Origin of the sequence: Aeromicrobium sp. Leaf272, assembly GCF_001422865.1 — a bacterium.
GTDB lineage: Bacteria > Actinomycetota > Actinomycetes > Propionibacteriales > Nocardioidaceae > Aeromicrobium.
On the sequence record NZ_LMMY01000009.1, the window covers coordinates 387871 to 400285 of the forward strand.

Below are 12415 nucleotides of genomic sequence, written 5' to 3' on the forward strand. Positions count from 1 at the left end.
CGTGAGCACCGTCCCGCCGTCCGAGCTCGTCGTGGCCGTCGCCGAGCACCTGCCGACCATCGCCGCAGGAGCGGGCGAGCGCGACCGGGAGCGGGCCCTTCCGCGCGCGGAGCTCGACCTGTTGTCCGCGCTCGGCGCCCTGGCCGTCACGGTGCCGGCCACCCACGGCGGACCGGGCGGCGGGGCAGTCGAGGCGGCCGAGCTCCTGCGGCTGCTCGCCACGGTCGACCCGAGCGTCGCGCAGGTGCCCCAGAGCCACTTCGTGTACCTGCGACTCGCCGAGATCGCCGGGTCCCCCGCCCTCCAGGAGCAGCTGTTCGGGGACGTCCTCAGGGGAGCCCGCGTGGCCAACGCGCAGTCCGAGCGCACGGGAGCGACCGTCACCGACATCGCCACCCGCGTCCGGATCGACGACCAGGGGTGGGCCGTGGTCGACGGCGAGAAGTTCTACGCCACCGGGAGCGTGCTGGCCGACTGGCTCGCCGTGCTGGCCCGCGACCGTGACGGTGCGGACCGCATCGCGTTCCTGCCGGCCGAGACGCCCGGCGTCTCGGTGATCGACGACTGGGACGCCCTCGGCCAACGCACCACCGCCAGCGGCACGGTGCGGCTCGACGCCGTGCGCGTCCCACTGACCCACGTCGCCGAGCGGGAGGCCGCGGTCGGCGGTCCGCACGGCTACGGGGCCTTCGCCCAGCTGCTGCACGCAGCGATCGACGTGGGCATCGCGCGAGGCGCGCTGACCGACGCGGCGACCTTCACCCGTACGTCCTCGCGGCCCTGGTTCGAGTCCGGGGTCGACCGCGCACAGGACGATCCGTTGCTCGTCCAGCGCTACGGCGAGCTGGAGGTGGCCGTCCGTGCCGCCGAGGCCGCGCTCGACGTCGCCGCACGCGCCGTCGACGCCACGTGGCGAGAGCCGTCCGACGCGGCCGCCACCGAGGCGTCGCTCTCCGTGGCCGCCGCGAAGGTGCTGGGCGACCGAGCGGCCCTCGAGGTCACGTCGGTGGGGTTCGAGTTGGGCGGCACCCGCTCGGCCGCACGCGGCACGGCCACCGGGGCCCACGACCGGCACTGGCGCAACGCACGCACCCACACGCTCCACGACCCCGTGCGCTGGAAGCTGCAGCACCTGGGCCGATGGGCCGTCGCCGGGACACCCCCGCCACGCACGGCGCAGGTGTAGTCGGTGGACGAGTCCGGGATGTGGGACCAGCGGTCCACCTTCTGTCGCGGCGTCATGCTCGTCTCATGAGCCTGACGTTCCACTGGTTCCTGCCCACCACCGGCGACAGTCGCACCCTCGTCGGCGGTGGGCACTCCGTGCCGGCCGACGTGGCGCGCGGCGGTGGCGCCGAGAACACCGCCGGTCGGTACCGCGAGCCCGACCTCGACTACCTCGTCGACGTCGCCCGCACCGCCGAGCGGCTCGGCTTCGAGGGGGTCCTGACCCCGACCGGCACCCCGTGCGAGGACGCCTGGGTCGTCGCATCGGCGCTGCTGGCGCACACCAGCCGGCTGAAGTTCCTCATCGCCCTGCGCCCGGGCCTGATCAGTCCGACGCTGCTCGCGCAGATGTCGTCGACGTTCCAGCGCGTGTCCGGCGACCGCCTCCTGCTGAACGTCGTGGTGGGCGGTGACCCGTCCGAGCAGCTGCGCTTCGGCGATCGCGTCACCAAGGACGACCGCTACCGCCGGGCCGAGGAGTTCCTGCAGGTCTTCCGCGACGCCTTCACCGAGGCCGGCTCGTCGTTCACCGGTGAGCACTACGACGTCGAGGACGCCCGCACTCGACAGCCGGGCACGGTGCCACCGATCTACCTGGGTGGCTCGTCCGCGGCTGCCGGACCCGTCACCGCGCGGCAGGTCGACACCTACCTCACCTGGGGCGAGGCGCCCGACGCGGTCGCCGAGAAGATCGCGTGGATCCGCAAGCTCGCGGCCGACGAGGGTCGCGAGGTGCGCTTCGGCATCCGGCTGCACACCATCAGCCGCGACACGAGCGAGGACGCCTGGGCGGTGGCCGACCGCATGCTCGCCGAGCTGGACCCGACCGACGTCGCGAAGGCGCAGGCGGCTCTGGCGGACAGCGAGTCGGAGGGCCAGCGACGCATGCGCGAGCTGCACGGCGGGGTGGCACCCACGAGCGCCCGGAGCCTCGAGATCCACCCCGGTCTCTGGGCGGGCGTGGGACTGGTGCGCAGCGGCGCGGGCACGGCGCTCGTCGGCAGCCACGGCGAGGTCGCCGACCTCATCGGCGAGTACGCCGACATCGGCATCGAGGAGTTCGTCCTCTCCGGCTACCCGCACGTGGAGGAGGCCTACTGGTTCGCCGAGGGCGTCCGGCCCATCCTGAGCGCTCGGGGGCTCGCGGAGTGACGCCGCGCGCCTAGGCGTCGACCTGGTCGGCGTCGAGGCGGTCGAGCAGGGCCCGGCCGAAGCCGCGACCCATGGTCGCGAGGACCCCGTCCATCGCGGTCCTCACCGCGGGCTTGGCCAGCTTCGCCAGGGGCAGGTCGACCCGGACCTCGAGGTCGATGTCGAGCAGGGTGCCCTGCTCGTGCTCGGTGAGCGTGTAGACGCCCTCGACGCCGGCCCGCTCACGCTCGCCCTCGGGCGGGTCGTGCGTGAAGGACAGCCGGCTCGGCTCGTCGGACTCCATGCGCACCGTGAACGCGGGCGCGATGCTGACGCCGAGGCCGGGCACCTCGTCCATCGACCAGCGCCAGTGGTCGCCGTCGACCTCGATGCTGCGCACGAGCGGCGTCATGTCGGCCACGGCGTCGGGGTCGGTGAGGACCGCCCACACCTGCTCCCGGTCGGCCGTGATGACGGCGGACGACGAACGCTTCGACGAGAACCAGGTCATGCGTCGATCCTGCCCGCAGAAGCACCGGACCGCGCGTCGGCGACGGCAGGCTGGGTCGGCTGCCGGCGCCTCGGTAGCGTGACGCCATGCGTGTCCTCGTCACCGGCGGTGCCGGCTACATCGGTTCCCACACCGTCCTCACCCTCCTCGAGCAGGGTCACGACGTCGAGGTGGTCGACAACCTCGTCAACGGCAAGGCCGAGGCGGTGCGTCGCGTGGGCGAGCTCGCTGGTCGCGACGTCGCTCTGCACGAGGTCGACCTGACCGACCGCACGGCGACGCATGCGGTGCTGGGTCGCGGGTTCGACGCCGTCATCCACTTCGCCGCGCTCAAGGCGGTCGGCGAGAGCACCCAGAAGCCGCTCGAGTACTACGCCAACAACATGGGATCCACGTTCACCCTCCTCGAGGCCATGCGCTCCCACGACGTGCGCACGCTCGTGTTCTCGTCCTCGGCCACCGTGTACGGCGAGAAGGCACCGGTCCCCTACGTCGAGGACTTCCAGCCGCTGGACTCCTCGAGCACCTACGGCCAGACGAAGGTCATGACCGAGCGCATCCTCACCGACGTCGCCGCGGCCGACCCCGCCTGGCGGGTGGCGCTCCTGCGCTACTTCAACCCGGTGGGCGCCCATCCCTCCGGCCGCATCGGCGAGGACCCGCAGGGCACCCCCAACAACCTGGTGCCGTTCATCGCCCAGGTGGCGGTGGGCCGACGTGAGCGGCTGTCGGTCTTCGGCGGCGACTACCCCACGGCGGACGGCACGTGCGAGCGCGACTACATCCACGTCCAGGACGTCGCCGAGGGCCACGTGGTCGCCCTCGACGCGATCCTCGCCGACGAGCCGGGCGTGCACGCCTGGAACCTCGGCAGCGGTCAGGGCACGTCGGTGCTGGAGATGATCCACGCCTTCGAGCGCGCCAGCGGACGCGAGATCCCCTACGACGTCGTCGACCGCCGCCCCGGCGACCTGCCCGCCTTCTGGGCCGACCCGAGCAAGGCCGAGCAGGAGCTGGGCTGGACGACCTCGCGCACCGTCGACGACATGTGCCGCGACACCTGGACCTGGCAGTCGCAGAACCCCCAGGGCTACGACGCCTGACCAGTCACCCCGTCTCGGACACTTCCGGGGTCTCGTCATCCTGTTTCGGACACTTTCGGGGCAAGAACTGGGGCCCACGTGCCCCGCACCTGTCCGAGACGCGGGGCCGGGGCTGCGCTGCTTCGGCCCCCGGGCCGTCACTTCGTTTCGGACACTTTCGGGGCACCAACCGGGGTCCGGGTGCCCCGAAACTGTCCACAACGCAGAGCCGGGAGCCGGGAGGCTCGGTCGAGCCCGGCGCCCCGTTCCGTCGAGGCCCTTGCGGAGGCCGCCTCCACGACGAGCTGCAGCAGCGCAGCCGCAGGCCCAAAAGGGACCTCAGACCCTCCGCTGCGCGATCGCGTACATCGCGATGCCCGCGGCCACGCCGGCGTTGAGGCTCTCCAGGCTCGAGGCCATGGGGATCGAGACCATCTGGTCGCACGTCTCGCCCACGAGGCGGGAGATGCCCTTGCCCTCGCTGCCGATCACGACGACGAGCGGACCGTCGGCGAGGTCGAGGTCGGGCAGAGCCACGTCGCCGTCGGCAGCGAGGCCGACGACCATGAGCCCGGCCTCCTGGTAGGCCTTGAGCTGACGGGTCAGGTTGGTGGCACGCGCCACGGGCACCCGCGCCGCCGCCCCGGCCGACGTCTTCCAGGCCGCGGCCGTCATCTGCGCGGCCCGACGCTCGGGGATGACGACGCCGTGGGCTCCGAAGCCCGACGCCGACCGCACCACGGCCCCGAGGTTCCGGGGGTCGGTGACACCGTCGAGCATGACGATGAGCGGCGGGACGCCCTGCTCGGCAGCACGCGCGAGCAGGTCGTCGGGGTGCGCGTAGTCGTAGGCGTTGAGCTTGGCGGCCACGCCCTGGTGCACGGCACCACCGGTGAGCTTGTCCATCTCGATGCGGCCGATCTCCAGCAGCGACACGTGCTGGTCGGCGGCCAGCTTGAAGATCTCGCGGATCCGCTCGTCGCGCTCGGCGCCCTCGGCGATGTAGAGCCCGGCCACCGGGACCTTGGCACGGAGCAGCTCGACGACGCTGTTGCGTCCGGCCACCCACTCCGGGCCACCGTCGCTGTTCTTGCGCTTGGGGCGCGCGGCCTCGCGCTTGTCGGTGGCGCGCGCCATCTTGTACGCCTTGTGGTTGGGGCGTTCCTCGGCACGCGGCGTGGGGCCCTTGCCCTCGAGGCCCTTGCGGCGTCGGCCGCCGGACCCGGCGGTGGGGTTGCCCTTGCCGGTCTTCTTGATCGCGCCTCGGCGCTGGCTGTTGCCGGCCATCATCGTCCCTTCACGGACCAGCTCTGCACGGACCACCGGGGGCCTTGCGCTGTGTCCTCGATCTCGATGCCGGCCGCAGCCAGCTGGTCACGTACTCGGTCGGCGGTGGCGAAGTCCTTCGCCGCCCGCGCCTCCTGCCGCTGCTCGAGCAGGGCGTCGACGAGCGGCGCCAGGGCACCCTCGGCCGCGCCCGCCCCCGCACCCTGGGCCGACGTCCAGTGCTCGCCGAGCGGGTCGAGCCCGAGCACGTCGAGCTGCGCGCGCACCGTGGCCAGCACGGTGCGCAGCTCGGGGCCGTCGGCCGCCGACGCGAGCAGGGTGTTGCCCTGCGTGACGCCCGCCTGCAGCACCGCGAGCGCCGCCGGCACGCCCAGGTCGTCGTCCATGGCGGCGGCGAAGGCGTCGCCGACCTCACCTGGCTCGACGTCGCCGCCCGCCGCAGCGCGCACGGCCTCGTCGGCCCGCCGCACGAAGCCCTCGATGCGCTCGAACGCCACGGCGGCCTCGGCGAGCGACTCCTCGGTGAACTCGATGATCGAGCGGTAGTGCGCCGCCACGAGGTAGTACCGCAGCGCGATGGCCGGCACCCGCTTGACGACCTCGCTCACCATGAGCGTGTTGCCGACGCTCTTGGACATCTTCGCGCCGCTGAGGTTGAGCATCGCGTTGTGCATCCACAGGCGCGCGAACGGCTGTCCGGCGGCGCGCGACTGGGCGATCTCGTTCTCGTGGTGCGGGAAGCGCAGGTCGAGCCCGCCGCCATGGATGTCGAACTCGGTGCCGAGGTACTTGGCGGCCATCGCGGAGCACTCGAGGTGCCATCCCGGGCGCCCACGGCCCCACGGGGTGGGCCACGACGCCGACTCCGGGTCGCCGGGCTTGTGACCCTTCCAGAGCGCGAAGTCGCGGGGGTCGCGCTTCCCGTCGGCCGGGGCGTCGGGGGCGGCCTGCATGTCGTCGACGCTCTGGTTGCTCAGCTCGCCGTAGTCGGCCCAGGAGCGGACGTCGAAGTAGACGTCACCCGATCCGTCCGCGGCGGGGTAGGCATGGCCGCGCTCGATCAGCGTCTCCATCAGCTCGATCATCTCGGGCACCACGCCCGTGGCGCGGGGCTCGTAGGTGGGCGGGCGGCAGCCCAGCACCTCGTAGGCGGCGTGCAGCGCCCGCTCGTTCTCGTAGGCCACCGCGAACCAGGGCCGGCCCTGCTCCTCGCCCTTGGCCAGGATCTTGTCGTCGATGTCGGTCACGTTCGCGACGATCGTGACGTCGTAGCCGGCGCGCTCGAGCCACCGGCGCAGGACGTCGAACACGACCTCCTTGCGGATGTGCCCGATGTGCGGCGGCCCCTGCACCGTGAGGCCGCAGTGGTAGATGCCGACCTTGCCGGGCACGACCGGGTCGAGGTCGCGCTGCTGCCGGGTGGCGGTGTCGTACAGGCGCAGGCTCACCCCCGGATCCTATCGGCCCGCCGGCACCGTTCCCGCCACGTGGATTCGCCACAACCGCCCCACGCACCCCAGGCGTCACCTACCCTCGGGGGATGCCTCTTCCCCTTCGGCATGCTGCTCGTCGACCGTCCACGGTCGTCGGCGCCGCTGTCACCGCACTCGTCACCTCGCTGGTGCTGCTTCCCGCGGCCCCGGCACAGGCCGCGTCCGACGCCTCCCTCATGACCCGCTGGTCCAGCTCGGCCGAGCTGTCGAAGGGCGCACGGGTGGCGACCACGGTCGCGTCGAACGAGGTGCGGCTCGGCAGCACGACCAACCGCTGGGGCTACGACGACCCGCACACCTCGGGAGGGGCCACGACCTACGAGTGGGGCTCCTGGACCAGCCCGTGGGCGTCCACGGGGTTCAAGGCGAAGGCCCTCGTGCCGTCGTGGAACGCGACCACGCCACGTGGCACCTGGATCCGCGTCGACGCCCGGGTCCGCTCCGGCTCCACCGTCGGCAGCTGGGACAGCGTCGGCGCCTGGGCCTTCAGCGCCTCCGACGTCAAGCGCACCTCCTACCCGGCTCAGTCCGACGACCTCGCGAAGATGAACGTCGACACGCTCATGGCCACCAAGGCCGGTGGCTTCGACGGCTACCAGCTGCGCGTCATGCTCTTCCGCAAGCCCGGCACCACGGGCTCCCCGACGCTGCAGTCCGCCGGCGCCATCGCCTCGACGTTCACGTCGCGCTCGGTGACCACGAGCCGCACGACGATGACGAAGACGGTCGAGCTGAAGGTCCCGAAGTACTCGCAGATGATCCACCGCGGCCACTACCCGCAGTTCGGCAACGGCGGCGAGGCCTGGTGCTCGCCGACCTCCACCTCGATGGTCCTCCGCTTCTTCGGCGACCGGCCGGGCACGCCCGACACCGGCGGCATCGCCGGCGCCGACCCGTGGGTCGACCACGCCGCGACCTACACGTACGACTACGCCTACGGCGGCACCGGCAACTGGCCCTTCAACACGGCGTACGCCGGTCGCTTCGGCTTCGACGCGTTCGTCACCCGGCTGGCCAACCTGCGCGACGCCGAGGCCTTCGTGAAGGCCGGCATCCCCGTCGTCGCCTCGCTCGCGTGGTCGCGCGGCGGTCTGTCCGGGGCGCCCATCTCCTCGACCCCGGGCCACCTCATGGTGATCGTGGGCTTCACCTCGACCGGCAAGGTGATCGTCAACGACCCGGCCGCTCCGAGCAACACCTCGGTGCGTCGCGTGTACGACCGGGCGCAGTTCGAGAAGGCGTGGCTCGGTGGCAGCGGCGCGATCTCCTACGTGATCCGACCGACGAGCAAGAAGCTGCCACCGGACACCGCGCGCTGGTAGTCGGGCAGGATGCACCCATGAGCCTGCCCGACCTGCGCACCGGCATCGGCACCGACGTCCACCGCCTCGTGCCCGGACGCGCGATGTGGCTGGCCGGTCTCGAGTGGCCGGGTGAGGACGCCGGGCTCGAGGGGCACTCCGACGGCGACGCGGCGAGCCACGCGATGGTCGACGCCCTGCTCTCGGCCGCCGGCCTCGGCGACATCGGGTCGCGCTTCGGCACGGCCGATCCCCGGTTCGCGGGCGCCTCGGGCACGACCTTCCTGACCGAGACCGTGCGGCTGCTGGCCGACGCCGGGTTCACCGTGCTCAACGTCGCCGTGCAGGTCGTCGGCAACACGCCCCGGCTCGGGCCGCGACGCGACGAGGCCCAGGCGCACCTCTCTGACGTCGTGGGCGCACCGGTGAGCATCTCCGCCACCACGACCGACGGCCTCGGCCTCACCGGGCGGGGCGAGGGCGTGGCCGCGATCGCCACCGCACTGGTCGCCCGGGCCTGAGCGCGACCCGAGAACGACGACGGCCCCCGCCCGGAAGGGGCGAGGGCCGTCGAGGATCGATCGGCTCAGGAGGCGAGGACCTCGTCGAGCCGCAGCTCGGCCTTGTCCTCGTTGGTCTTCTCCGCGAGAGCCAGCTCGGAGACCAGGATCTGGCGAGCCTTGGCGAGCATGCGCTTCTCGCCGGCCGACAGGCCCCGCTCGTGGTCACGGCGCCACAGGTCGCGCACGACCTCGGCCACCTTGAGCACGTCGCCGCTGTGCAGCTTCTCCAGGTTCGCCTTGTAGCGACGCGACCAGTTGGTCGGCTCCTCGACGTGCTCGGCCCGCAGGACGCCGAACACGCGCTCGAGGCCGTCGGCGTCGACGACGTCGCGGACGCCCACGAGGTCGAGGTTGCAGGCAGGAACACGAACCACCAAGTCGTTCTGGGCAACGATGCGCAGGACCAGGTAGTCCCGTTCTTCCCCCTTGATCGTCCGCTTCTCGATGTCTTCGATGACTGCGGCCCCGTGATTGGGGTACACAACCGTCTCGCCGACAGTGAAAGTCATAAACGCGGCACCTTTCGTAGGTGATCAGTTTAACACGCGCCACGGACGGCTATTCCGGGCGTTCCAGGCTCCCGAGCGGTAGGTTCCGCCCGCTCCGATCGCCGCGGGGCCGGACCCCGGCAGGTCGCCGCGCTCCGATATGATCCGCACGACGACCCTCCCCGACGCAGAAGCAGGTGCCCGGTGCCCACCGTTCGCACGCGCCGTCTCACGGCCGCCAGCATGATCCTCGCCGCCTCGCTCGGCCTCTCGGCCTGCGGCACCGGGGGTGGCGCCGCCACCAACCAGCAGTACCAGCCCGGCATCGGCGCCAACCTGCGCACCGGCGACGTCCAGCTCTACAACGCGCTGCTCGTCGCCGGCAGCGACGACACGCTCGCCTTCTCCGCCGGCGTGCTCAACACGACCGACTCCCCGCAGACGCTCGAGTCGGTCACCATCACGCCGCTCGGAGGCTCCGGCTCCGTCACGGCCGACCCGGCCACCGACGTCGAGCTCGCGCCCCGCCAGCTCTTCACGATCGGTCGGGCCGGTGAGCTCGCCGGCATCGACGGCGCGACCCTCCCGGTCGGCCGGTACGCCGACGTCACCCTGACCTTCTCCGACGCGGGCGAGGTCGAGATCTCCGTCCCCGTCGTCGCACGCAACGCCAGCTACGCCGACGTCGCCGAGACCCCGCCGAGCGACACCACGGACGAGCAGCAGGCCACCGAGGAGGCCGCCGAGGCCGAGGAGAACCCGGCCGGCTGACCCCGCGGTACTCCCGGGACCGGACGGTGACCGGAGGCATCGACGCCTTCGTGCCCTCCCCCGCCCCGCCACGACGACAAGGGCCGCCCACGATCCCCCCGAGGATCGCGGACGGCCCTTCGTCGTGGGGGCCCCGCGGGCGTCAGACGCCCGGTGCCAGCTCGCCGGTGACGAGGTAGACCACCCGGCGCGCCATGGAGACGGCGTGGTCGCCGATGCGCTCGTAGTAGCGGCCGAGGAGGGCGAGGTCGATCGCCGGCTCGATGCCGTGCTCCCAGGTCCCGCCGAGCAACGCCCGGAACAGGTCCTTGCGGAGACGGTCCATCTCGTCGTCGGTGTCCTCGAGCTTGGTGGCGGCGTCGATGTCGCGGTTGGCGACGATGCGCGACGCCGCGTGGATCATCTGGTCGGCCACCGAGGCCATCGCCATGATCGTGGGCTGCAGGGTGGTGGGCACGGCGACGTCGGGCATGCGCATGCGCGCCACCTTCGCCACGTGGACCGAGAGGTCGCCCATCCGCTGCAGGTCGGTCAGCATCCGCAGGGTGGCGACCAGCTGCCGCAGGTCGGTCGCGACTGGCTGCTGGGTGGCGAGGAGGAGCAGAGCACGCTCCTCGATCTCCTCGGTGGACTCATCGATCTGCTTGTCGCCGGCGATCACCTGCTCGGCGAGCGGGCCGTCGGCGTTGAGCAGGGCGGCAGTGGAGGCAGCGACAGCCTTGCGGACGGTCCCGGTCAGCTGGACCAGGTCGTCGACGATCGTGTCGAGCTGCTCGTAATACGCATCACGCATGAGAGGGACCCTAGGAGAAGCCGGTGAACGGATGGCGACGCCTGGTGAACGAGGTGTGAACAGCCGCAGAAAGGCGCACGTCAGAGGGGGTTCGGGCACGGGTGGCTGCTCACGATGGGCCTAGCATCGGGGCGTGGACATCAGTGCGGGTCTCGTCGTCGCCGGTGCCGTGGGCACCGCCCTCGGTGCCGCGGTGACCTTCCTGTGGCTGTTCAGCGAACGCCGCCAGAACGCCGTTCCCGACGAGCCGACTCCCCTCGTGCCCCCGGGCGCGGAGGCCGTGCTGTCGGTCCTGTCGTCGACCACCGTCCTGCTGGGCCCGTCCGACGAGGTGCTGCAGGCGTCGGCCCCGGCCGTGGCGCTCGGCATCGTGCGCGACAACCGCATCGAGTCCGAGGACATCCGCGGCCTCGTCCAGCAGGTACGTCGCGACGGTCAGGTGCGTGAGTCCAACCTGACCCTGCAGCGCCGACGCGGGACCCCCGCCCACGTGCAGGTCCGCGTCGCCCCTCTCACGTCGCGGCTGATCATCGTGCTCGCGCTGGACCGCACCGACCAGCAGCGGGTCGAGAACATCCGCCGCGACTTCGTCGCGAACGTCAGCCACGAGCTGAAGACACCGGTGGGTGCGCTCAACCTCCTGGCCGAGGCCGTCTCCGAGGCCAAGGACGACCCGGAGTCGGTCGTGCGGTTCGCCTCGCGCATGCAGACGGAGAGCGAACGTCTCACCCGGCTGGTGCAGCAGATCATCGACCTGTCGCGCCTGCAGAACGACGTCGCCAGCGAGGACGCGGCCACCGTGAAGGTCGACGAGCTCGTCGCCGAGGCCTGCGAGCACTCAGCCACGGAGTCCGAGCGCAAGCAGATCGAGATCGCGCGGTCGGTCGAGCCGGACCTGATGGTCCACGGCGACCGCGCCCAGCTGCACGCCGCCGTCAGCAACCTGGTCGAGAACGCCGTGACCTACAGCCCCGAGGGCTCCAAGGTGGCGGTGACCGCCGCGCTCGACGGTGACGACGTGCGCATCAGCGTGGCCGACAACGGCATCGGCATCGCCGGGCCCGAGCTCGAGCGGATCTTCGAGCGCTTCTACCGGGTCGACCCCGCCCGCGCCCGCGCCACGGGCGGCACGGGGCTCGGCCTGTCCATCGTCAAGCACGTGGCCGCCAGCAACGGCGGCTCCGTGGACGTCTGGAGCGAGCCCGGCGCTGGCTCCACCTTCACGCTGGTGCTCCCCCGCTTCCAGCACGACCTCGATGAGGAGATCCCGTGACACGAGTGTTGGTCGTCGAGGACGAGACCAGCTACAGCGAAGCGCTGTCGTACGTCCTGCGCAAGGAGGGGTTCGACGTCGCGATCGCCGAGACGGGACCCGACGCCCTGACCGAGTTCGAGCGCAACGGCGCCGACATCGTGCTGCTCGACCTGATGCTGCCCGGGCTGCCCGGCACCGAGGTGTGCCGTCAGCTGCGACAGACGTCAAGCGTGCCGATCATCATGGTGAGCGCGAAGGACACCGAGGTCGACAAGGTGGTGGGCCTCGAGCTCGGTGCCGACGACTACGTCACCAAGCCGTACTCGCCGCGCGAGCTGGTGGCCCGCATCCGCGCGGTCCTGCGCCGCGGCGCGACCGACGAGATCGACGACGACGCCGTGCTCGAGGCGGGCCGCGTGCGCATGGACGTCGAGCGCCACCTGGTGTCGGTCGACGGCGAGACCGTGCGACTGCCGCTCAAGGAGTTCGAGCTGCTCGAGTTCTTCCTGCGCA

Annotated in this window: 13 protein-coding genes; 8 read left to right on the forward strand and 5 right to left on the reverse strand. The window is 71.9% G+C overall.

From position 1 onward, the window contains the following. Both ASF38_RS03470 and ASF38_RS03475 read left to right on the forward strand, forming a co-directional pair. Window positions 1–1186, forward strand: a 1186-nt coding sequence (locus ASF38_RS03470) for an SfnB family sulfur acquisition oxidoreductase (RefSeq protein WP_056574161.1), incomplete at its 5' end; no start/stop codon positions are given. A gap of 65 nt (window positions 1187–1251) precedes the next feature. Then, on the forward strand, window positions 1252–2379 hold the full coding sequence (locus ASF38_RS03475) for an LLM class flavin-dependent oxidoreductase (RefSeq protein WP_056573638.1): 1128 nt from the start codon (window positions 1252–1254) through the stop codon (window positions 2377–2379). Window positions 2380–2389: 10 nt separating this feature from the next. Here ASF38_RS03475 and ASF38_RS03480 read toward each other — a convergent pair whose 3' ends face one another. Continuing rightward, on the reverse strand, window positions 2390–2869 hold the full coding sequence (locus tag ASF38_RS03480) for a CoxG family protein (RefSeq protein WP_056573641.1): 480 nt from the start codon (window positions 2867–2869) through the stop codon (window positions 2390–2392). A gap of 86 nt (window positions 2870–2955) precedes the next feature. Between ASF38_RS03480 and galE the strand changes: the two genes are divergently transcribed. Further along, window positions 2956–3972 (forward strand): UDP-glucose 4-epimerase GalE, encoded by a 1017-nt coding sequence (gene galE / locus ASF38_RS03485; protein ID WP_055963259.1) that lies wholly within the window; start codon window positions 2956–2958, stop codon window positions 3970–3972. A gap of 318 nt (window positions 3973–4290) precedes the next feature. Here the strand turns inward: galE and rlmB are convergent, their stop codons facing one another. Together rlmB and cysS are read right to left on the reverse strand one after the other, a co-directional pair. Then, window positions 4291–5238, reverse strand: coding sequence for a 23S rRNA (guanosine(2251)-2'-O)-methyltransferase RlmB (gene rlmB / locus ASF38_RS03490; protein ID WP_055963255.1), 948 nt, complete (start codon window positions 5236–5238; stop codon window positions 4291–4293). Further along, window positions 5238–6686: a cysteine--tRNA ligase gene (cysS, locus tag ASF38_RS03495; RefSeq protein ID WP_056573645.1), complete on the reverse strand. Its 1449-nt coding sequence runs from the start codon at window positions 6684–6686 to the stop codon at window positions 5238–5240. Before cysS ends, rlmB begins: the two co-directional genes overlap by 1 nt. 92 nt (window positions 6687–6778) lie before the next feature. Here cysS and ASF38_RS03500 point away from each other — a divergent pair, with 92 nt between their 5' ends. Together ASF38_RS03500 and ispF are read left to right on the forward strand one after the other, a co-directional pair. After that, window positions 6779–8053 carry a peptidase C39 family protein gene (locus ASF38_RS03500; RefSeq protein WP_156366763.1) on the forward strand — a complete coding sequence of 425 codons (1275 nt, stop codon included), beginning with the start codon at window positions 6779–6781 and terminating at the stop codon, window positions 8051–8053. Window positions 8054–8070: 17 nt separating this feature from the next. Beyond that, window positions 8071–8553, forward strand: a complete 483-nt coding sequence (ispF, locus tag ASF38_RS03505) for a 2-C-methyl-D-erythritol 2,4-cyclodiphosphate synthase (protein ID WP_056573648.1) — start codon at window positions 8071–8073, stop codon at window positions 8551–8553. Between the two features lie 65 nt (window positions 8554–8618). On the opposite strand, the gene ASF38_RS03510 is transcribed toward ispF, so the two are convergent. After that, window positions 8619–9104 carry a CarD family transcriptional regulator gene (locus tag ASF38_RS03510; protein ID WP_055963243.1) on the reverse strand — a complete coding sequence of 162 codons (486 nt, stop codon included), beginning with the start codon at window positions 9102–9104 and terminating at the stop codon, window positions 8619–8621. 183 nt (window positions 9105–9287) lie between these two features. Between ASF38_RS03510 and ASF38_RS03515 the strand changes: the two genes are divergently transcribed. Then, a complete protein-coding gene (locus ASF38_RS03515; RefSeq protein WP_055963240.1) occupies window positions 9288–9854 on the forward strand; it encodes a hypothetical protein in 567 nt (188 codons plus the stop codon). A 142-nt stretch (window positions 9855–9996) separates the two neighbouring features. Here ASF38_RS03515 and phoU read toward each other — a convergent pair whose 3' ends face one another. Beyond that, the gene (gene phoU / locus ASF38_RS03520) at window positions 9997–10647 is read right to left on the reverse strand and encodes a phosphate signaling complex protein PhoU (protein WP_055963237.1); all 651 of its coding nucleotides are present in this window, start codon (window positions 10645–10647) and stop codon (window positions 9997–9999) included. Window positions 10648–10780: 133 nt separating this feature from the next. Between phoU and ASF38_RS03525 the strand changes: the two genes are divergently transcribed. Together ASF38_RS03525 and ASF38_RS03530 are read left to right on the forward strand one after the other, a co-directional pair. Further along, a complete protein-coding gene (locus ASF38_RS03525) occupies window positions 10781–11920 on the forward strand; it encodes a cell wall metabolism sensor histidine kinase WalK (RefSeq protein ID WP_055963234.1) in 1140 nt (379 codons plus the stop codon). Next, on the forward strand, window positions 11917–12415 hold a 499-nt coding region (locus tag ASF38_RS03530), incomplete at its 3' end, for a response regulator transcription factor (protein WP_369815163.1). The genes ASF38_RS03525 and ASF38_RS03530, both read left to right, overlap by 4 nt.